Below are 20,579 nucleotides of genomic sequence, written 5' to 3' on the forward strand. Positions count from 1 at the left end.
CGCACCCCGGCGTACCCGGCGAGCGCGAACGAACAGGCCAGCAGCAGGATCTGCAGCGGACTGCCCAGAACGGGCTTCCCGAACGGCCGCCGCATCCCAGGTCGCCCCATCGCGGGCCGGCGCATCACAGGTCGTCGCATCACAGTTCTCCGAACGTCATCCGGGCCACCCACTTGGTGTTGAGCACGCCGGGCGCCGCGGGGACGATGATCCGCGCGGGATAGCCGTGGTCGGGGGTCAGGTCCTCGCCGTTGGCGAACAGGGCCAGCAGGGAACGTGGGTCGCGCACCTGGTTGTAGCGCAGGGCCCCGTGCCGGAAGGCCCCGTGCCGCTGCAACGACTCCACCAGCACATCGGGCGCCGCACCCTCCTCGTAGCCCACCAGCGCCGCGAGGTCCCGCAGCCGCACCCCCCGCCACCACTGGTCGGACGTCGACCAGCCCTCCACGCAGGCAATGGGCAACGCGGCGCTGTGGAGCGGGAGTTTCAGCAGCTCGTCCCGGCTCAGCCGGACCGTGCGCCCGCGCCCCTCGACGACCAGCCGCCACACCTCACCCGTCGTCTCCCGCATGTCGATGCCGACGGCCTCGGCCGTCTTGTTGATCTGGAAGCCGCCCGGACCGCTGCCTGGTTCGGGGCCGCCGTGCGGGGCGAGCACGGCCGTCTCGCGCAGCGGCGCGTCGAAGCTGTGCCCGGCCGTCGTGGCGAACAGCACCAGCGATCCCCCGCCCACGAACCCGAGAGCGCCGCGCCGCGAGACGGTGGGCGGGTCGGGATCCGGTGCCACCAACTCATCATCCGGCTGCGGACGTTGATCCTCGTCGCGGAGATGACGCAGATTGCGCAGCGCCATGGGCACCCGCAGCACGGCGTGTGCCACGAACGCGGCGAAGAACACCCAGGCCCCGTAGAAGTGCAGCGGATAGAAGGAGCCGGGGAAGATGTAGTCGAGCTGGACGTTCAGCACACCCGTCGTGAACTCGAACAGGGCGCCCCCGACCAGCAGGAGCAGCGAGATCCGCTCCAGCCCGTGCGCGAGCGACCGCACCGGCGGCAGCGTGAACAGTTTCGGCACGACCGACCACAGCTTCGCCAGCAGTACGGGGATCAGCGTGATCCCGAGCGTGACGTGGACGCCCTGGGTGAGGCGGTAGAGCCAGGACGGGTTCGTCGGCCAGGAGAAGAGGTAGAAGCCGAGCAGACCCTTGTCCGGGGTCATGTCGTTCACCGGTGACAGGTCCGGGTTGTAGGCGGCGTACGACACGAGACCCGTCACGAACATCACGGTGATGCCGCCGAGCAGGACGACGCCGAGCACCGAGGTGAACCAGGGGCCGCGCAGTGGGCTGCGCCAGAACGCGGGGGAGGAGGGAGACCGTGGCATGCCTCGACCGTAGGACCGCGACACCCCCCGAACGGGTCCGCGAACCATGACGAAACTCTGACGTCCACTCCTGTGGCGGCGCCGGCGGCCGGTCCGCGGCCTAGCGTGCGCATGTGAACCGCGATCTTCCCCAGGACCTCCCTCAGGACCTTTCCCCGACGCTCGACCGGCGCCACGACCGGCGCCGCGATCCGCTCCTCGACCTGACCGCCGTCCTGGCCGCCGCCCTGCTCGTCACGGCGGCCGCGCTCGTCGGCACGTCGATCCAACACCGCCACCACTCGCTCTTCGTCCGCTGGCCTCCCCTGTTCGCCCAGTGGGAGCCGCACCTCGGCCCCGGCACCCCGGCCGCGCTCGCCGTGGCCGTCGCGGTCATCGCCTACGGGCCGATCCTCGCCACGCGGCTGCCGTGGCGGGCGCTGCTGTGGGCGTCCTGGGGCACCGCCACCGCCTGGACGTTCTCCCTCGCGCTGGTCGACGGGTGGCAGCGGGGGATCGCCGGGCGGCTGACGGCCACGAACGAGTACCTCACGGTCATCGACCGCTTCCACGACATCCCCGCCACCCTGCGGGACTTCACCCACCACATCGTCAGTCACTCCCCCGCCCCCTGGCCCGCGCACATCGCCGGCCACCCGCCGGGGGCCACCGTCACTTTCGTGCTCCTCGACCGGGTCGGGCTGGGCGGCGGCGGCTGGGCGGGCGTCTGGTGCATCGTGGCCGGGGCGGCGGCGCCGGCCGCGGTCCTGGTCGCCGTACGGGCGCTGGCCGCCGAGGAGCTCGCCCGCCGCGCCGCCCCCTTCCTGGTCCTCGCCCCGGCCGCCGTATGGGTGGGCGCCTCCGCCGACGGCTACTTCGCCGCGGTCGCCGCCTGGGCCCTCGCTCTCCTCGCCCTCGCGGTCACCGGACCCCGGCCCCGGGCGACGGGCCTCGCCGCCGGGCTCCTCCTCGGCCTCACCGCGTACCTCTCGTACGGCCTGACGCTGTTCGCCGTGATCGCCGCCGCCGTCCTGCTGCTCGGCTCCCGCCGACTGCGCCCCCTCCCGTACGTCCTCGCCGGACTGGTCCTCGTCCCCCTCCTGTTCACGCTGCTCGGCTTCAACTGGTGGGAGGCGTACCGCCTGTTGGTCATCCGCTACTACGAAGGCGTCGGCGGCGTACGGCCGTACGGCTACTGGGTCTGGGCGAATCTCGCCTGTACGGCGCTGATCGTGGGCCCGGCGACGGTGGCGGGCCTGCGCCGAACGGTCGCGACCGCCCTGCGCGAAGGCCCCCGCGCCGTCCGCCGCCCGCACGCCCTCTCCCCCGAGCCGCGCCTCGCCCTCCTCGCGCTCGCCGCCCTGCTCGCCCTCCTGGCCGCCGACCTCTCCGGCATGAGCAAGGCGGAGACGGAACGGATCTGGCTGCCGTTCGCGATGTGGCTCCTGCCGACCTGCGCGTTCCTGCCCCGTCCCCGCGCCTGGCTGACCGCCCAGGCCACCCTGGCCCTGCTCCTCAACCACCTGCTGCTGACCGGCTGGTGACACCGGGAGCGAGGACCGTGACCCATGCTGCGGGGACCGCGATCGACGCGGCAGGGACCGAGTTCAATCCAGCTGCGATCCGCGGCCGGGCGTCATAGCCTCCCCCGCATGACCGACCACCTCCTCGTCCCCGACGACTTCGCCGTCCCCACCGAACTGATCACCCCGCACTTCCGTCTGGAACCCCTGGGACCTCGGCACAACGCCTCCGACCACACCGCCTGGTCCGGCAGCGTCGAACACATCCGTGCGACCCCGGGCTTCGAGGACGGGCAATGGCCCCCCGCGGACGGAATGACCCTGGAGGCGAACCTCGCCGATCTGCGACGGCACGCGGACGACTTCGCTCGCAGACGCGGATTCACCTACACCGTCCTCGACACCGTGAGTGGCGAGGTGATCGGGTGCGTCTACATCTACCCGTCCCGCGACCACGCCCACGGCACCGACGTGAGCTCCTGGGTCCGAGCGGACCGGGCCCACCTGGACGCGCCCCTCCACGAGGCCGTCACGGCCTGGCTGACCGCCGACTGGCCCCTCGACACCTTCACCTACCGGCCTCGCCCCCCTCGCCTCCCCTGACAGCCGAACGGCGACGGGCCGGGACGGTCGCGGTGCATCGAGGGGAAACGCGCTGTTCAGTGCCGTACCGCGGAAGGAGCGGGGGCCCGGCGGGGGCGGGGGGCCGGTTGCGGCGGGGGGTCGTGGATCTCACGGTGGGCCCAAGCAGAAGCAGCCGTCAGGAGAGGCAGCCGCCGAAAGGACCACGTATGCGTGCCCCCATATCCCGATCCCGCCCATCCCGATCCGTCATATCCCGATCCCACGGAATCCTCCTGCCGCCCCTGGGCCGCGCCGCGCCGGTCCGCGGCCCGGTCGGCGCCGCCGACCACGACGCCGTGTTCCACCCGATGCTGGACGTACTGTCCGCCGTCGCCGAACGGGGCTGCCGTCTCGACGCGGCCGAGGCCGCCGGTTTCGCGCGCGCTCTGGAGACGGCGAACGCGTCTCTCGAACGGCGGCTGAAGGAGCGGGCCTCCGCCACGCCCGCCGTTGCCGATCCGGTCGCGGATCTCCTCGCCCAGCTCCAGACGACGGTCGACGGGCTGGTCAAAGCCCTGACGGGAGCGCTGGGCACGGTGACCGGCCTGCTGTCGCCGGTGGTCGGGGCGGTCACGGGCCTCCTCGGCGGCGGAGTGCGCTGACCAGCTCCCCGGGGCCGGAGGACGTCAGCGGGCGAGGGACGTGGCGTCACCCATGACGATCACCGGGTGCCGGGCGGGATCCAGCGTGCGCATCAGTTCCCTCATGTGCTCCTCGGCCAGGCTCACACAGCCGTGCGTGGGGCCCCCGTGGTCGACGTGCAGCCAGATGCCGCCGCCCTTGGCCGCGCCGAGCGGGCGGGTCCAGTCGAGGGGGGAAGTGCCCGGCGCGTGGTTGTAGTTGATCGCGACGACGTAGTCGAAGGAGCCGGCCAGCGACTCCCCCTCGAAGCCCGTGCCGGCGATGGTGAACCCGACCGACCGGTCGTAGGGCAGCTTCGTACCGGGATCGGGCCGGAGTCCGCCCGCGTCGGTGAGGGTGAACACGCCGATGGGCGAGCGGAGATCACCGGCGTGATGGTCGTCCGTCCAGCCCTTGAGGGCGTTGTGGGCCGGCCAGGTCGCTCCCCGCTCCCAGCCCGCGCCCGTACGCCGGTACAGCGCCACCTGTGACAGCGGGGAGTCCCTGCCCCGGCCGGTGACCAGGACGACCTGCCGCGCGTTCCCGGGTATCCCGGCCAGCGTCCCGGGGCCGACACCCGCCAGCCGCGCCGGCACGACCGGCGCGGCGGACTCCGCGCCGTCCGGTGCGGGCCGCCCGGGTCTGGCCTGCGTCGTACCGGGGGCGCCGGTCGACTCCCGGGCACCGCCGGCCGGTTCGGCGCCGGTGCTTCCGCATCCGGCGAGCGTGACGGACAGGACGACCAGGGCTCCGGCGGCGGTCAACGGCGTACGGAGACGGCGTCGGGGGGAGGCCGGGCGACAGGTGAAGGAAGCCATGATCGTCAGCCTGGGGGTGACTTGTGAGGAACTGGTCAGCTCCGCTCAGGCGAGCGCGGGCGTGCCCGGAATGAGGCTTTTGGCGAGACAAAAGTCCTTGCTCATATCCCCCGGGTAGGGTGGCGGAAATGGAGATCCGCCAAGCGACGGCCGGCGCCGCCCTGCCGGAACCCGTACGGGACGCCGTGAACACACCGGCCCCACCGCCGCCGCCACCGGCCGAAGCCGGGGTGCTCGGCGACCCCGGCTGAACCGCCCGAAGGCCACTCCCCAAGCAGCCCCGCACGCCCACTGCCGCGCGTCGCCCCGCAATCTCCGCCACAGGAAAGAACATGCCCCTCTCTCACCCCGCAACCGCCACCCCCGCGACCACCCCCCTGACCGTCACCGCGCCCCAGCCCGCGGAGGGCCCCGCCGACATCCGGCTCATCGTCACCGACATGGACGGCACGCTCCTGGACGACGCCAAGCGCATACCCGACGGCTTGTGGTCGCTCCTGGCCGAGCTGCGTCGACGGGACGTGCTCTTCTGCCCGGCGAGCGGCCGTCAGTACGCCACCCTGGCCAAGGAGTTCGCCGACGCGGGGCAGGGCATGGTGTTCATCGCCGAGAACGGCACCTATGTCGTACGGGACGGCGTGGAGCTCAGCTCCGACCCGCTGGACCCGTCCGTCGCCGCGCGCATCGTCACCACGACGCGGGGGCTGCGGGCCGAGGGCGTGGACGTCGGCGCGGTGGTCTGCGGCAAGCGGTCCGCCTACGTCGAACGGACCGACGAAGCGTTCCTGGCCGAGGCCCGGCAGTACTACACCCGGCTCCAGCCCGTCCCCGACGCGACCGCCGTCGACGACGAGATCCTCAAGGTCGCCCTCTTCGACTTCGGACCGGTGGAGCGGACCACCGCCCCGGCCCTGCGGCCCTTCACCTCGACCCACCAGGTCGTCGTCTCCGGCGAACACTGGGTCGACATCATGAACGTCACCGCCGACAAGGGCGCCGCCGTACGCCGTCTCCAGGACGACCTGGGCATCACACCCGCCCAGACGATGGTGTTCGGCGACTACCTCAACGACCTCGAAATGCTCGACACCGCCGAGTGGTCCTTCGCCATGGCCAACGCCCACCCCGCCATCATCGACCGGGCCCGCCACCTCGCCCCGTCCAACAACGAGAACGGCGTCCTGCGCACCATCACCCGCCTGCTCCACCTGCCCCCCATGTGACCGCGGCCGATCAGCCCTCCACCACCCGCCGCGCACCGACCTCGCTGGGGTACTCGCGGACGGTGAACGCGGCGAGGACCCAGCCGACGGCGTACGCGAGCAGGGCCGGCAGGACGGGCGCCGCGATCAGGAAGACGATGCGGCCGGCGAGGGCGAGCCCCGTGGAGCGGCGGGTCCGGTCACGTTTGCGGCCGCGGGCCTCGCTGGGGGTCGGCGGGTCCAGGAGTTCCCTGCGGTGGCCCCTGCGCTGCACCACCCACCCCCAGACCAAGGCCACACAGGAGGCGGCCACCTGCGCCCAGTCCCACACCGTGCGCACGCCTGACGGCAGGTCGCCGCGGAACGACCGGTAGAGCACGAGCGCGATGGAGCAGGCGAAGGCCAGCACGGCGAACCAGAGGACGGCTCCGGAGACGCGGCGCAGCCAGTAGCGCGCACCACGCTCGTACCAGGTGGTGCCGAGCCCCGGCAGGGACGGGACGCGGGCGGGAGTTCCGGAGGCCGGGGCTTCAGAAGAGGCTCTTGATGCCATGCCAGACGTCATCCTTCAGTCGTACGAAATCGTGCCCGGTCTCGGTGAAGACATGGCCGGTGCCGTGCAGCACCCCGCCGACGACGCCGTGGTCGTGGATGTCCTCGCTCCAGTGCTCGTGGAAGGCGTGGTCGATGACCCCGGTCGCGCCGACCACCACCGCGCCGCCGACCCCGGCCACCACGATCGCGGGTGCCTCGAAGGGCGCGGCCGCCACCAGGCCCGCCGTGATGGCCGTACCGGCCGCCAGGCCGGCCAGGTTGGCGCCACCGTCGACCGTGACGGAGTGCTGCCAGGACCAGCCCTTGTCGTGGTCGTCGGAGGCTTCGAGGATCCCGCAGGCGCCGGCCGCGGCGACGTCCAGGACCGGGATCTCCTTGAGGAAGTCGGGCAGCTTGTCGACGCCCTCGCCCGCGCGCAGCGCCGCCGCGGCGTCAGCCAGTTTGATGTTGAGGGCCCGGTCGTAGGGGAGCTGGGTGCTGCCGTGGTCGGCGCGGGCGATGTCCTCTTCCAGCGAGTCGACCCTCGTCATCGCGTCGCGGTAGGCGCTCTTGGCGGGGAGGTCCTTGGGCAGTGCGCGGCCTGCCTTCTGGAAGGCCTTGCGCTCGGCGCGGAGTTCCTTCTTGGCCGCCCGCTCCTCCTCCCTGGCACCGTCGATCAGTGTGCGGGCCTCCTTGCCGCCGGCTCGGGCGTCCTCGGCGTCGTACGCGTACAGACCCCGCAGCATGTCGGCCAGGGTGATCTTGTCGCCCGGTGACACCGCCGCGGTGACCTGTGCGTACAACCCCCGCAACTTGTCCGCCGCGACCAGCCTCGCGTGCTGCGCCGTATGCAGGATCTCCGTGCGCACCTTGTCGTACTCGCCGAACGCCGAGATCGTCCGCTGTTCGTCGGCGCTCGGCGGGTCGGACGTGACGAACTGGAGCGGGGCGCCCTGGGCGCCCATGGGTACGCCCTTCTTCACGGCGATGTGCTCGGCGTTCTGCAGGGCGGTCTCGCACGCGGACAGCGCACCGACGAGGGTGTCGAGAATGTCGCCCGCGTCGTGGACGAGGCCCGCGAAGGCGCCCGCGGTGAGGGCGTCCTCGCTCCAGGTGGCGCGGAAGGCCTCGGCCGCGTCGCCCTTCCAGCTCGCGTCGCCGACCAGCTCCTCGACCGCGCTGCTGAGCGGACGGACGACGTCCTCGAGCTGCTTCCTGGCGTTCTTGTACGTCTCGGCCATCGTGCGCAGTCCACCGATGTCGCCGCCGACCCAGCTGTCGCTCATCAGCCGTCCCCCACCATGAGGTCCTCGAACAGACCGTGTACGTCGATGTCGTGCCGCTGGAACGAGTCGCGGGCGTACGTCACCTTGTCGCCGTGGTCGTCCAGCCGGTCGGCGAAGCCGGTGTGCAGGGCGACGATGAGGTCGGCGACCTCCTTGATGGCGTGGTCGAGGCCGCTGTCACCGCCGCTGACGACGGGCGGGGCGACCTGGTCGTGCAGGTTCCGGTAGTGGGTGGCCTCGTCGTGGAAGGTCTTGGACATCGAGGTGAGGTCGCTCAGGACCGCCTTGAAGTCGGGCGGCATCAGCGCACCTCCCGTGCGTAGGCGGCCAGATCGTCCGGCTGCCAGTTGTGGTGTCCGGGCGCGACGCGCGGGTCGACGCGGACGGTGACTCCGTGCTCGCGCACTCCCTCGGCCAGCGGCCCGATCGACGTGGCGACCCACGGCTGGGCCTCGCCGAGCGCGGCCACCAGCCGGGCCGGCGTGGTGAAGGCGAGGGCCACGGTCCCGTCCGTGGGGTGCTCGAACAGTTCGTAGGCGATGAAGGGCACGCGGGTGGGGCGGCCTGACGCGTCCAGCGCGTCGACGTAGCGCGGATGGGCCGGGACGAGCACGGGGGTGTGGTAGGCCGGAACGCCGGGCTTCGGGGCCTGTCGTGCCTCCGCGTCCGGCCGTACGGGCGGCTGCGCCTCGGCGTAGTCGAGCAGGCGCGAACGGCGCGGCTCCGGGTTCGACGGACGAGGTTCCAGGGCCGAGGAGTCGGCCTTGGTCGACGGCTCGGCCGGCCCGGTCCCGGCGTAGTCGGAAATGTGCGACCGTATCGGCGCCCGCACCGCCGTCACCTCTTCACTCTTGGCCGTGGGCGTGGTTCAGCCCGGACGTTTTGGCGGGCTCACCCTAACGACCGGCCCCGAGGGCAAATCCTGCTTTGTCAGGCTGCCGAGCCGTGTACATGCCGAGAGCATGCCGAGAGCATGCCTCCTGCATACCGACCGCATACCGACCGCTTGCTGAACCGATACGTCTCCTGTGACCCAGCTCTCATCTCCCCCGTGCAGCAGATGAGGGGGCTTCCCCGTCGTGGAGGGGTGACAGGAAGGGAGGAGCGTGTGGATCTGGCAACCGAGTGGAAGCTGGGCGCCGAGCGTGGTGGGACCGAGTCGCTGGACATGGACTTTCCCGCTTTCGTCGCCGCCCGGTCGGCCGCCCTGTTCCGTGGCGCCCTCGTCTTGACGGGAAACCGCGAAGCCGCGGAGGACCTGCTCCAGGAAACCCTGGAACGGACCTGCCGCAAGTGGCGCACGATCGCCGCCAAGGACGCCCCCGACGCCTATGTGCGGCGGATCATGGTGAACCTGGCGAACGACCGCTGGCGAAGATTCCGCCGCACGACCCCGCACCCCGACAGCGGCGGCGACCGGGCCGCTCCGGGGGACGAGTACGGGCAGATAGACAGCAGGGACCAGCTCGTTCGCGCTCTTCAGCAGCTGCCGATGCGTATGCGCACGGTCGTGGTCCTGCGGTACTTCCACGATCTGTCGGACGCGGAGATCGCGGCCGATCTGAAGATCTCGACGAGTACCGTACGGTCCCAGCTCGCTCGTGGGATCGAGAAGCTGAGAAGCCAGTTCCCCGCGCTCTCCGGCCCTTCACCGCAGCGGCCCACGGAAGGAAACCGATGACTTCACACGATGCACGGCCTTCCGGCCGCACCGGTTACACACCCTTCGAAGAGGAACTGGTGAACGCCATGAACGCATTCGCGAACTCCGCCGACGCGCCGTCCGTCGACACCGTCGGCATCGTGCGCAAGACCCGCCGCAAGCGCGTCACGGCCATCGCGGGTCTCGCCGCCGCCCTGATCGTGGCCGGTGGCGGCACCGCCCTGGCCACCGCCGTCACCAACGGATCCAGCCCCGCGAAGCCCGCCGCCGCGACCACCTCGGCCGGCAACGACGCCACCAACGTGCTGCTGAAGGGCAGCAAGTTCCCGCTGGAGTTCGCGGGCCTCGACCTGGACTTCGCCAAGCAACTGCTGCTGAAGGGCCGGCTCAAGCTCGGCACGGTCAGCAAGGTGGACTGCGGCAAGAACGGCAAGCCGGGCTCGGTCCACTCGGTCGACCCGCACAGCCCGAAGACCGTGTCCATCGGCGCCACCATCAACGTGACCATCTGCGCCGGCTGATCCAAGGCATTTCAACCGCCCCTTCCCGAACCGCCCCCGCCCCGGTCGTCGCGAGCTCCGACGACCGGGGCGGACGGCGGACAGCCGACCGCAGTCAGCTCACCTCGGTGGCCGCCCGCTTCGGTACGTCCTCTTCGGACCCGTCCGCCTGCTCGGGTACGAACGCGATCTCGCCGTCCAGCACCTTCTTCACCCGTTCCGTGTCGAGCGCACCCTCCCAGCGGGACACGACGAAGACGGCGACGCAGTTGCCGAGCAGGTTCGTGGCGACGCGCATCGAGTCCATGATGCGGTCCACGCCGAGGAGGAGGGCGACCGCTCCGACGGGGATGACCCCGAGGGCGGAGGCCGTCGCCGACAGAGCGAGGAAGGCGGAACCCGGCACACCCGCCATGCCCTTGCTGGTCAGCATGAGGACCAGGACGACCGTGATCTGCTGACCCAGGCTCAGATCCACGCCCACCGCCTGCGCGATGAACAACGTACCGATCGACAGGTAGATCGAGGCGCCGTCGAGGTTGAAGGAGTAGCCGGTGGGCAGGACCAGGCCCACGGCGTCGTCGCGGCAGCCCGCCTGGCGCAGCTTCTGCATCATGCGCGGCATGACCGTCTCGCTGGAGGCGGTACCGAGCGCGAGCAGCATCTCCTCGCGGGTGTAACGGACGAACTTCCACAGGCTGATACCGGTGACCGCCTTCAGGGCGAGGGCCAGCAGGAGCAGGAAGATCAGCGCGGCCGCGTAACAGACGCCGATGAGCTTGCCGTAGGTGGACATGACGCCGACCCCGTACTGGCCCACCAGATGAGCCGTCGCGCCGAACACGGCGAGCGGGGCGAGCTTCATGATGAAGCCGACGACCGCGAAGACGACCTCCTGCGCCTGTTCGACGGCGGGCAGGATCGCGGGCACCTTGCCGTGGCCGAGATGCAGCACGGCCGCGCCCACCAGACAGGCGAGGACGAGGACTTGGAGCAGGGAGTTCTCGGCGAACGCGCCGACCGCGCTGTCGGGCAGCGCGTGCAGGATGAACTCGCTGGTCGACGGGAGCGAGCCGCCGCCGGTCTTGCCGTCGACCGCCGAGGCGTCCAGCTTCGAGGGGTCGACGTTCATGCCGGTGCCGGGTGCGACGAGATTGCCCGCGAGCAGCCCGACGAGCAGCGCGAACGTGGTCGCGACCTCGAACCAGACCAGGGCCTTGAGCCCGATCCGGCCGAAGGCCTTCAGGTCACCGGCCTTGGTGATGCCGACGACCACCACACAGAACACCAGGGGCGCGATCATCGCCTTGATGAGGCGGACGAAGCCGTCACCGAGCGGCTGGGCGGCGGTGGCGGCGTCGGGCCACAGTCTTCCGACGAGGATGCCGAGGACGAGCGCGCAGGCGACCTGCGCGAACAGTGAGGTGCGCAGCGTGCGTGCGACGCGTCGCGGCAGGGACGGTACGGACGGTGGCACGGTATTCCTCCAGAGCAACTTCTGCCATGTGGAAACTCGATTCCACATCGTGGTGGGCGTCACTATGTCGGAGTAGTGCGATCCACAGAAGACCCTGAGCGTCACCGGACGAGATCTTGGACGTTGCTCTAAAGCAACTGCTTCAAATCGGCTGCTTCAAGGCATCACTTCAGAGGCGTCGCTCCGAAGTGGGCAAGGACAGAGATGTGTGCCGAAGTGTCGTGAACGGTCGGGACCTCGTCAGGTGAATGCCAACACCCTGGCCCGCCGCCCTCCCGCCCGCGTTCGATGGAACGCGGATACCCGTGTCGACGTACGCCGAGGGGTGAGCGAGCGATGGGCGAGGGAGAGCGGCGGCGGGTCGTCGTGGGGGTGAGCGGTTCGCCGGGGAGTCTGGCGGCGCTGCACCGGGGCGCGTTCGAGGCACGCCGCACCGGCGCCGTGCTGCTGGCCGTGGGTGCCTGGGAACCGCCGCGCGGCGCGCTCGCCCACCCGAGTTCGATGCTCGCGCCGCCGATGACCGAGTTCCGGCAGATGGCGGACGACCGGCTGCTCACCGCCCTCGACACGGCCTTCGGCGCCGACGGGCCCGGGGTGCCGTGCCGGGGGCTGGTCGTGTGGGACCGGCCGGGGCGCGCCCTGGTGCGGACCGCCGGCCGGATCGGCGACCTCCTGGTGATCGGCGGCGGGCGACGCGGCCGGATGCGCCGGGCGCTGTACCCGTCCGTCGCGCGCTACTGCCTCGCGCACGCCGCCTGCCCGGTGCTGGCCGTACCGCGCTCGCCGCTGCACCGCGAACTCGCCTCCGTACGCCGCCGGGTCAGCCTGCGTCTGCCGCTCGACGCCAGCGAACTGACGGACGGCAGGTCCCCCGACCCGCTGTCCTGAACCGTCGTCCCGATCCGCCGTCCCGGCCCCGCCGTCCGGACTCAGCCGACCCGGAAGCCCGCCGAGACCGTGTCGAAGACCGGGCGGAAGCTGTCCCACTTGAGGTCCGGAGCCGAGAGGTAGATGTCGTACTCCCGGCCGCCCTCCTGCCCGAAGCCCAGGTCGATGGCGCGGAACGCCCGGACCCGGCCCTTGAAGGTGAACTCCCACACGGCCGCGGGCTTCTCCTGGAACGTGGTGCGCTGCATGCGCAGTTTCCGGTACGAGGAGGGGTAGTTGACCTTGGTGTTCGCCTCGATGTTCGTGAAGTGCGACTCGGGGTTCGCGCCCGCCGGCTCGACCATGCCGATCGTGAGTTCCACGAGACCTGTTGTGTCGGTGTAGGTGACCTGTTCGGAGGTCGCCTTGTCGCGCTTCCAGCCGTCCGGGACCGGGAAGGAGACGCCCAGCTTCTTGTCCGCGACCAGGTGGTAGCCCGCGGGAACGGCCGGCGGCGCGGAGGTGGAAGCGGCGGCGTTGTGGTGGGTGCCGCCGCTCTTGCCGTCCCGGGTCATGGACCACGCGCCCGCCACGGCAGCGGCCGCCAGCACCACGGCCAGCGCGCTCCACACAGCCACCCGGCGCCCACGGGCCCGGGGCGGTGCGTCCTCCCGCGCCGGTGCCACCCTCGTCGCGGTCCGCGGAGACGGTGCCGGTACCGGATTCGGCGCTGATACCGGTACCGGACGTGTGGGCGTCAGCTGCGTCGGTACCCCCGACACCACTTCCCTCAGGACCCGCTCCACCTCCTGCGCAGACGGCCGCTCCTGCGGTTCCTTCGCGAGCAGCGCGTCGATGAGGGGTTCCAGCGGCCCGGCCTGCTTCATGGGGTCGACCGGGTCGACGGCGATGGCGTACGCCGTCTCCACGGCCGTGGCCTTGCGGAACGGCGGCCGCCCCTCGACGGACTGGTAGAGGGTCGCCCCGAGCGCCCACAGGTCCGCGGCGGGTCCGGGCTTCTTGCCCCGCATCCGTTCGGGCGCGATGTAGTCGATCGAGCCGATGATCTCGCCGGTCTTGGTCAGCGTCGAGGTGCCGGTCGCCATGGCGATGCCGAAGTCGGTGAGGACGACGCGGCCGTCGGCGCCGAGCAGGACGTTGCCCGGCTTGACGTCACGGTGCAGCACCCCGGCGGCGTGCGCGGCCCGCAGCGCGGCGACCATGCCGAGGCCGATCCGGGCGGCCTCGGTGGGCGGCACCGCGCCGCCGTCCGTGAGCAGGGCGGCGAGGGTGGTGGAGGGCACGTACTCCATGACGATGCAGGGCAGCCCCTCGTCGTCCACCACGTCGTGCACGACGACCACGTGGGGATGGGCGATACGGGCGGCGCTGCGCGCCTCGCGGCGGGTGCGTTCGTGGAGGGTGACGAGCTCGTCGTCGGTCAGGTGCCGCTGGACATGCAGCCGCTTGACCGCGACCTCGCGGTTGAGGACCTCGTCCTCGGCACGCCACACCGTGCCCATGCCGCCACGGCCGATCTGTTCGATCAGCCGGTAGCGCCCGGCGACCAGCCGCCCCTCGTCCGCCACCGCGTGCCCCTTGTCGTTCTTTCCGGACCGCTCGCTCCGGACCGGTTCGAACCCTTGCGCGTTCGATTCGTGTCGACACCATAGTCGGCCCAGGTTGCGGGGGAATCTCAGCCCGGGTCCCGCTCGTCAGGGGCCGCGAGGACGAGTTGGGTCAGCGGAGTGGGGTCGCCCGTGTCCAGGGTGACCCGGTAGAGGCCGGGCGCGGGCACGGTGACACGGGCCGCGAGGTGGTCGTCGTCGCCGTACAGCCGGGCGGGTCCGGCGAAGGCCCCGCCGACCTCCTCGACCGTGCAGTCCAGCCCCGCGGGACTGTCGACGCCGCGCACCCGCACCGTCCAGGGCGTGCCCGGCGCGACGAGGTCCGGGACCTCGACGCCGACCCGGGCCCCGGCCTGCGGGGGACCGAGGTGCTCGTCCTCCTCCAGGAACGAGGTCACCGCCTCCAACGCGGCCTCTCCCTGGGCCAGCGCACCGTGCTGCAGGGCGAGGGGCACGATGGCACGGTTCAGGGGGGAGGTCGCGGACTCCTTGTGCACGGTGCCGTCGCCGCCCACGTCGAAGCGGCGCGGGGCGCCGGTCGCGTCGCGCATCAGCTCGCCGTCGCTGTGCTCGCGGTAGCAGTGCTCGGAGGCGGTCACCACGCCCTGGCGGAGGGCCAGGGACTGAAGGGTGGGCTGGCTGATGCCCACCAGCGCCCGGTGCCCGGGCAACGCCCGCCCGCGCAGGGCGTCGTGCAGGGTCTGGGAGTCGACGGCCAGATCCTTGTCGCCGCCCAGGTCGGCGATGTCCGTGGGGCTGAGCCGGCGGATGTTCAGGCCCTCGTCGAGACAGGGGAACGTCGGGAGCAGGTCGTGCAGGCCCGGCATGGTGTACGCGAGCCTCCTGAGCCTGCCGTGCGGCAGCGGAACCGGCGTGCCCCGCCCGGTGTTGAGGATCGCGGCGGCGGCCACCGCCCCCTGGAAGGGCGTACCGAGGGTGAGCACCCCGCGGGTGTCCGCCGCGAGGTCGCCGTCGGGGCCGTCGGTCAGAGCGGCGAGGGTGAGCAGTCCGCCCATGGAGTGCGCGACGAAGACGAGCCGCCCCTCCCGTTCGTCGACCCGGTGCCCCCGGGCGAGCGCGTGTGCGGGGTGCCGCCGCCACCGTTCCAGGTGTTCACGCGCCGCCTCGGCGAGGAACCGGGCGTTCGTGGCGACGGACAGCCGCCAGTCGTAGGCGAAGGGCAGCACGGCCGCCGGATCGGCCACGCTCCGGGTGACCGTCGCGACCAGGTCGTTGTAGGGCTCGATGCCGCGCAAAAACGGGCTCCAGGCGGGGGTGCGCAGCAGGCGCCGGGCCCGGATGCGGCCGAGGCGGCCCTCGCGTTCGTCGGACGTGAGGCGCAGGGCGCGCAGTCCCCGGGGCGCCGTCCACGCCTTCAGCAGCCATCCGGCGTTCGCGAGACCCCAGACGACCTCGCCCGACTCGGTGTCGTACAACTCGCTCCCCATGATGCCGGGAACGACGACGACGGCGTCCTGCGTCGTGTTCGGGGAGAGGCCGGGGAGGCTGTAGGTCCGCTCGTCCAGGCGGCGGCCTGCGGTATTGGGCTGCGACGACTCGGTCATGGCGGGAACAATAGAGACCATGCGAGGGCGGGCGGGCGGGCTTGTCAGGATCGGGGAGCCGGGGGACGCCGGCGATACGGGGCAGGCCACGGCGGGCCGTGCGTCGGTGAACGCCGAGGACTCCGTGGACGACGACTCCGCGCGGCGCACCCTGTTGACCCTCGCCGTCCGTGACTACGGCGACGGGGACGCGGAGTTCACCGCCGGCATCGACGAACAGCTCTCGGTCGTGGCCGACTGGTGGTGCGCCCCGGGGGCACCGGAGCCCTTCACCCACGTCCCCGCGCCGGAACTGCGCGAGCGCTACGACGTCGAGCGCTTCCTGCACGAGACCGGGGTGCGCGAGACGCGCGGCCGCGCCCTGGTCGTCTTCATCACGGGACACGGCCAACTGGGCGCCTCCCGCACCCACTTCCTCCAGTTGCCGAGGACCGAACCCCGGCGCCAGCTGGCCACGGCCATCCGCACCAGCGAGATCGTCGCCGCCGCCCTCGACTCCCGCGCCGAACACGTCCTGGTCGTCATCAACACCTGCTACGCGGCCGGGATCGCCGAGGAGCTGGAGAAGCTGCACCAGGAGATCCTGCCGAGCCGGCGCACCGGCGGCAGCCTGGACGTCGTCGCCACCTGCGCCCACGACCAGCTGGTCCAGGTACGGCAGTTCCCCTCGGTGATGCGCCGTGTGCTGGAGCGGCTGCGCACCACCGCCCAGATCACCACGCCCTGGCTGAGCGTCGCCCATCTGATGACGGAGTTCGAGAGCGAACTCGGCACCGACACCGAGCGGCGCAAGCACCGGCTCAAGCGGGTCCTGGACGGCGGCGGCCAGACCGCCCTGACGCCCTGTCTGCCGAACCCCGGCTACCGGCCCGTACGGGAACTGGTGGGACCCGCGCGCCGCCAGGTCGCCACCCCCGCCGACGAGGTCGACCACTGGCTCGACCGCGCCAGCGGCCGTCCCCAGGAGACCGACCCCGGCTGGTACTTCAGCGGTCGGGAGGGGCTGGGCCGCGCCGTCACCGCGTTCCTCGGCCGTCCCCGCGGTGTCCTGCTGCTGACCGGAACCGCCGGGAGCGGCAAGTCGGCCGTGCTGGCGCGGGCCGTGACGCTCAGCGACCCGCTGTTCCGCGACGACCCGCGCTACGGCCGCGCGCTGCGCTCGGCCGCGCCCGAGACGGTCCCGCCCGAGGGCTCCGTGACCGCCGCCGTACTGGCCCGCCACCGCACCGCCTCCGACGTGCTCGGCGACCTGCTGCGCGCCCTGGAACTGCCACCGCGCCCGGCCGGGCCGACCGACGATCCGGTGGAACTGCGCCGCGCCCAGCTGCTGGCCCATCTGGACGAGCCGGGCGACCCGGTCACGCTCGTCCTCGACGGCCTGGACGAGTCCGTCGAACCCTTCCGCGTGGTCAGGGACGTCCTCGCCCCGCTCACCGCCCACTGCGGCGCCGCCCCCGCGCTGCCCGGCCAGCGCCGTCCGGAGCGGCAGCGGTCCCTGCGGCTGCTGATCGGCGTACGCAGCAGCCGTCCCCGTGCGGACCGCGCCGCCCCGCCCGGTCCCGCGGGGCCGGAGGCGGGGCTGCTCGGCGCGCTCCGGGAGGTCTTTCCCACGGCGTCCGTGCTGCGTACCGACGAGACGGACAGCGAGCGCGACATCGCCGACTACGTCCAGGCGCTGGTCGGCGCCGAGACGTCCGGCGGCGACAGCACCCGGCAGGCGGCCGAGACCGTCGCCAAGCGGGTCTGGCCGTCGTTCCTGGACGCCCGGCTGGCCGGCGAGCAGCTGCACCACGCGTCCGACCCCGACGCGCTGGCGGGCAACCCCGACTGGCTCGACCTGCTGCAGGCGGGCACCATCGGTCTGCTCCGGCGCGATCTGGCGCTCGTCGAGGACGAGGGGCTGCCCGCGGAGGTCGCCCTCGCGCTGCTGCGGGCCGCCGCGTTCGCGCTGGGCGCGGGCATCCCCTGGTCGGACGTGTGGCCTGCCGTCGCCGGGGCGCTGCTCGGACGGCCGGTCGAGGAGCCGGACCGGATGATCGAGAACCTGCTGAAGAGCAGGCTCGCCGGATATCTGGCCCACGACGACGAGGACGACCGGCTGGTGTACCGGCCGGCCCACGAAGCCCTGGCCGAGCTCCTGCGGGATCCCCGCCAGGACCTGCTGGCCGGCGCCGGGGGCGACGCCGTATGAGCGACGCGGACAGCCCGTACCGCGCGCCCCGTCCGGGCCGCTCCCACACGGGCGACTCGAAGACGTGGGCCGACGGCTCCAAGGCGTGGACCGACGCCAGGGACGCGCACCGGCTCATCGCCGAGGCGCTGGCCCGGCTCGTCGCCACGGACCCGACGATCCCGCCGCACCCCTATCTCAGCCGCCACCTGGCCCATCACGCGGCCCGGGGCGAGGTCCTCGACGACGCCCATGTACCGCTCGCCGTACTGCCCTGGGAGTCCAGCGCGAACGTGCGCACCCTGCTGCGGCAGAGCGACGCCGTGAGCGCGGCGCGACGGCAGGAGTGGCTGGAGGCGTGGGCCCGCATCGAGCCCTTCATCGGCGGCGCCGGTCCGGACTCCCGGCTGACGAGCCTGCACCTGGCCCATCACGCGGCGACCCGCCCCCGCACCCCGCTCGACCCGTCCGCCGCGCGGGTGTCCGGTTCGCGCATCACCCCGCTGTGGAGCGACTGGACGGCGCAGGACAACGTACTGGCGGTCTCCGAGACCCGCCTCGAATCGCTGACCCGCACCACGACCACCGACGGCCGCTCCCTGCTGGTCAGCGGCGACAGCCACGGCACGATCCGCGTGTGGGAGCCGCACGGCGTACCGGCGATGGCGCCGCTGCACACGTACGGCGGCGCGGTCCAGCATCTGCTGCCGCTCCCGGGCGATCTGCTGCTCTCCGCGGGCACCGACGGTTCGGTGCGCGTCTGGCACCTCACCCGGGGCCAGCTGCTCGCCGAACCCGTCCACCGCCCCGGCACCTGGGTCAGCGCCCTCACTCTCTTCGCGGCGAAGGACGCCCCGGAGGTCGTCCTCGTCGCCCACAGCGACGGCCGTCTCGGCGCGCTGGATCCCGTCACCTTCGGGCCCGTCCACACCCCGCTGCCCTCCCTCGATCCCGCGCCGGCCCTGCTGAGCGGGGTCGGTCTGGGCGGGGCGGAGGGGATGGCGCTGGCCGTGGCCCAGGGCCGGCGGGTGCGCGTCTGGGACCCGCGGCGGGCCGACGGGTACACGCACGAGCACGAACACGAGGGGGCGGTACGGGCCCTGGTGGACCTCGCGGCGCCAGGGCGGTACGCGCTCTGCGACGACTCGGGGTACATCGGTTTCCGGGACGCCTCGACGGGCCGGGAGACGGCCGTCGCGTCCGCTCCGCCCGCGGGGCCCGTCGTCGCCCTGACCGCCCTGACCGTGGCGGGCCGGGCGGCGGTGGCGTCCGGGGGCAGCGACCACACCCTGCGGGTCTGGGACGCGCGGACGGGCGCGGCGGTCGGCGGCCCCCTGGAAGGCCACACCGCTCCTCCCGTGGCTCTGACCACCCTGCCGGGCACCTCGCGGGAACTCCCCGCCCCGGCCGGGCAGGAGCTCCTCGTCTCGGCCGGCGCGGACCACACCCTGCGGCGCTGGAAGCCGGGCGGCCCGGGCGTCGGCGCCGGGCGCGCGGTCCGGCGGCCCGTCACCGCGGCGGCGCTGTCCGGTCCGGGGTCCACCGCCGGGGCGCCGCTGATCGCCGTGGCCGACGAGTCCGGTACGGCGCTGTGGGACACCGGGACCGGTCGCCCGGTCCCCTTCCCGTCGGGCCACGCCCCGGTGACCGCCTTCGCCTCGGCGCGCGTCCGGGGCGAACCCGTGCTGGTGACCGCGCACAACGACGCCGGAATCCAGCTGTGGTCCCTGGACCGGGGTGCCCACGCCGCCCCCGCGCGGCTGGCCGGACTCCTCGGCCACAGCCTGCCGGTGCGGTCGATGGCCGCCTTCCCGCACGACGGGCGGACCCTGCTGGTCACCGGGGGCGCCGACGGCACCGTACGCCTGTGGGACCTCGACCGGGTGTGTGCGCTGGCCTGCCGGGAGGACCATCTGCTCAGCGTCCGGGACGTCACCGTGCTCGACACGGCACAGGGTCCGTGGATCGTCTCGGCGGGCACCGACGGGACCGTACGGCTCTGGGATCCGGTCACGCTGCGGCCCGTGGGAGCGCCGCTCCACTGCGAGCAGCGGGTCGTCAACGCCGTCGCCGCCGTGCCCGTCGACGAGCCGGACGGTGCCGAACTCGTCGCGTCCGGCGGGGAGGACGGCACGATCCGGCTCTGGGATCCCGGCACCGGTCGGCCGGTCGGGCGGCGGCTGGACATCGGCGACGGGCCGGTGGCCGCGCTGGCGTTCTTCCGGACCGCGACCGGCCGCCCCTGCCTCGCGGCGACGGGCCCCGGCGGAACCATCCACCTGTGGGACACCGACACCGGCTCGCACCTGCTGCGGATCGTGACGGGCAGCCCGCTCGGGACCCTCGACGCGCTCGACGCCCGGCAGCGGGGCGGCCCGCGCCCCGAGCACCCCGTCCTCCTCGCGGCCGGAGTCGCGGGCGTATGCATGTTCGACGTCCGAATGGAGGGGCGCTGATCCGGCGCCCGCCGGGCCGCCCAACGTGGGCGTGCGCCTCCCGTGTGCCCCAGCGCCCCCCTCTCGCGCCCCCGCCACGGCGTGGAACCGGGCATCCCGGGACGCTCGCTACGGGAGAATGATCGCCCGCATGTTCCGGCGGAACATGCGGGCGAGGGACACGTACAACCACCGGAACATACGGGCACGGGAACGTACGGGCACGGGAACGTACGGGCACGGGAACGTACGGGCACGGGAACCTGCGGGACACAGGGACGCGCGCCTCGTGCGGACCGCGCG

Annotated in this window: 19 protein-coding genes; 10 read left to right on the plus strand and 9 right to left on the minus strand. The window is 72.7% G+C overall.

The annotated features are described in order from the left end of the window. Nucleotides 1–139: 139 nt before the first annotated feature. Entirely contained in the window at nucleotides 140–1,384 is a 1,245-nt protein-coding gene (locus ACZ69M_RS14890; RefSeq protein WP_470049928.1) for a molybdopterin-dependent oxidoreductase, read from the minus strand. Between the two features lie 113 nt (nucleotides 1,385–1,497). Here ACZ69M_RS14890 and ACZ69M_RS14895 point away from each other — a divergent pair, with 113 nt between their 5' ends. The 3 genes from ACZ69M_RS14895 to ACZ69M_RS14905 all read left to right on the plus strand — a co-directional run bounded on the left by ACZ69M_RS14895 (nucleotide 1,498) and on the right by ACZ69M_RS14905 (nucleotide 4,112). Next, nucleotides 1,498–2,907, plus strand: coding sequence for a hypothetical protein (locus tag ACZ69M_RS14895; RefSeq protein WP_470049930.1), 1,410 nt, complete (start codon nucleotides 1,498–1,500; stop codon nucleotides 2,905–2,907). 108 nt (nucleotides 2,908–3,015) lie between these two features. After that, nucleotides 3,016–3,489, plus strand: coding sequence for a GNAT family N-acetyltransferase (locus tag ACZ69M_RS14900; protein ID WP_470049932.1), 474 nt, complete (start codon nucleotides 3,016–3,018; stop codon nucleotides 3,487–3,489). A 188-nt stretch (nucleotides 3,490–3,677) separates the two neighbouring features. Further along, entirely contained in the window at nucleotides 3,678–4,112 is a 435-nt protein-coding gene (locus ACZ69M_RS14905; protein WP_470049933.1) for a hypothetical protein, read from the plus strand. A gap of 24 nt (nucleotides 4,113–4,136) precedes the next feature. Here the strand turns inward: ACZ69M_RS14905 and ACZ69M_RS14910 are convergent, their stop codons facing one another. Further along, nucleotides 4,137–4,949, minus strand: a complete 813-nt coding sequence (locus ACZ69M_RS14910; protein ID WP_470049935.1) for a L,D-transpeptidase family protein — start codon at nucleotides 4,947–4,949, stop codon at nucleotides 4,137–4,139. A 128-nt stretch (nucleotides 4,950–5,077) separates the two neighbouring features. Between ACZ69M_RS14910 and ACZ69M_RS14915 the strand changes: the two genes are divergently transcribed. Then, a complete protein-coding gene (locus tag ACZ69M_RS14915) occupies nucleotides 5,078–5,200 on the plus strand; it encodes a hypothetical protein (RefSeq protein ID WP_470049937.1) in 123 nt (40 codons plus the stop codon). A gap of 81 nt (nucleotides 5,201–5,281) precedes the next feature. Beyond that, nucleotides 5,282–6,172, plus strand: coding sequence for a Cof-type HAD-IIB family hydrolase (locus tag ACZ69M_RS14920; protein ID WP_470049939.1), 891 nt, complete (start codon nucleotides 5,282–5,284; stop codon nucleotides 6,170–6,172). A 10-nt stretch (nucleotides 6,173–6,182) separates the two neighbouring features. Here the strand turns inward: ACZ69M_RS14920 and ACZ69M_RS14925 are convergent, their stop codons facing one another. From ACZ69M_RS14925 to ACZ69M_RS14940, 4 genes are read right to left on the minus strand one after another with little or no spacing between them, the layout of a single operon-like run. Continuing rightward, a complete protein-coding gene (locus ACZ69M_RS14925) occupies nucleotides 6,183–6,704 on the minus strand; it encodes a hypothetical protein (RefSeq protein ID WP_470049941.1) in 522 nt (173 codons plus the stop codon). Beyond that, a complete protein-coding gene (locus tag ACZ69M_RS14930; RefSeq protein WP_470049943.1) occupies nucleotides 6,682–7,971 on the minus strand; it encodes a WXG100 family type VII secretion target in 1,290 nt (429 codons plus the stop codon). Before ACZ69M_RS14930 ends, ACZ69M_RS14925 begins: the two co-directional genes overlap by 23 nt. Further along, on the minus strand, nucleotides 7,971–8,273 hold the full coding sequence (locus ACZ69M_RS14935; protein ID WP_075031705.1) for a DUF6317 family protein: 303 nt from the start codon (nucleotides 8,271–8,273) through the stop codon (nucleotides 7,971–7,973). The genes ACZ69M_RS14930 and ACZ69M_RS14935 overlap by 1 nt, the downstream gene beginning before the upstream one ends. Then, on the minus strand, nucleotides 8,273–8,803 hold the full coding sequence (locus tag ACZ69M_RS14940; protein ID WP_470049945.1) for an SAV_915 family protein: 531 nt from the start codon (nucleotides 8,801–8,803) through the stop codon (nucleotides 8,273–8,275). The genes ACZ69M_RS14935 and ACZ69M_RS14940 overlap by 1 nt, the downstream gene beginning before the upstream one ends. Nucleotides 8,804–9,079: 276 nt before the next feature. On the opposite strand from ACZ69M_RS14940, the gene ACZ69M_RS14945 reads away from it, so the two are divergent. Together ACZ69M_RS14945 and ACZ69M_RS14950 are read left to right on the plus strand one after the other, a co-directional pair. After that, a complete protein-coding gene (locus ACZ69M_RS14945; RefSeq protein ID WP_470049947.1) occupies nucleotides 9,080–9,652 on the plus strand; it encodes a SigE family RNA polymerase sigma factor in 573 nt (190 codons plus the stop codon). Next, nucleotides 9,649–10,155 (plus strand): hypothetical protein, encoded by a 507-nt coding sequence (locus tag ACZ69M_RS14950; protein ID WP_470049949.1) that lies wholly within the window; start codon nucleotides 9,649–9,651, stop codon nucleotides 10,153–10,155. Before ACZ69M_RS14945 ends, ACZ69M_RS14950 begins: the two co-directional genes overlap by 4 nt. Before the next feature lie 94 nt (nucleotides 10,156–10,249). Here the strand turns inward: ACZ69M_RS14950 and ACZ69M_RS14955 are convergent, their stop codons facing one another. After that, nucleotides 10,250–11,611, minus strand: coding sequence for a cation:dicarboxylate symporter family transporter (locus tag ACZ69M_RS14955; RefSeq protein WP_352049415.1), 1,362 nt, complete (start codon nucleotides 11,609–11,611; stop codon nucleotides 10,250–10,252). A gap of 336 nt (nucleotides 11,612–11,947) precedes the next feature. Between ACZ69M_RS14955 and ACZ69M_RS14960 the strand changes: the two genes are divergently transcribed. After that, entirely contained in the window at nucleotides 11,948–12,499 is a 552-nt protein-coding gene (locus tag ACZ69M_RS14960) for a universal stress protein (protein ID WP_470049951.1), read from the plus strand. Between the two features lie 41 nt (nucleotides 12,500–12,540). Here ACZ69M_RS14960 and ACZ69M_RS14965 read toward each other — a convergent pair whose 3' ends face one another. Both ACZ69M_RS14965 and ACZ69M_RS14970 read right to left on the minus strand, forming a co-directional pair. After that, nucleotides 12,541–14,067, minus strand: a complete 1,527-nt coding sequence (locus ACZ69M_RS14965; RefSeq protein WP_470049953.1) for a serine/threonine-protein kinase — start codon at nucleotides 14,065–14,067, stop codon at nucleotides 12,541–12,543. 107 nt (nucleotides 14,068–14,174) lie between these two features. Further along, nucleotides 14,175–15,671: a lipase/acyltransferase domain-containing protein gene (locus ACZ69M_RS14970; protein ID WP_470049955.1), complete on the minus strand. Its 1,497-nt coding sequence runs from the start codon at nucleotides 15,669–15,671 to the stop codon at nucleotides 14,175–14,177. On the opposite strand from ACZ69M_RS14970, the gene ACZ69M_RS14975 reads away from it, so the two are divergent. Together ACZ69M_RS14975 and ACZ69M_RS14980 are read left to right on the plus strand one after the other, a co-directional pair. After that, nucleotides 15,670–17,862, plus strand: coding sequence for an AAA family ATPase (locus ACZ69M_RS14975; protein WP_470049957.1), 2,193 nt, complete (start codon nucleotides 15,670–15,672; stop codon nucleotides 17,860–17,862). The two genes, ACZ69M_RS14970 and ACZ69M_RS14975, sit on opposite strands and share 2 nt — an antisense overlap. After that, complete coding sequence (locus tag ACZ69M_RS14980; RefSeq protein ID WP_470049958.1) at nucleotides 17,859–20,297, plus strand: WD40 repeat domain-containing protein; 2,439 nt, start codon at nucleotides 17,859–17,861, stop codon at nucleotides 20,295–20,297. The genes ACZ69M_RS14975 and ACZ69M_RS14980 overlap by 4 nt, the downstream gene beginning before the upstream one ends. Nucleotides 20,298–20,579: the final 282 nt, after the last annotated feature.

This window comes from Streptomyces sp. NPDC107454 (assembly GCF_055582885.1).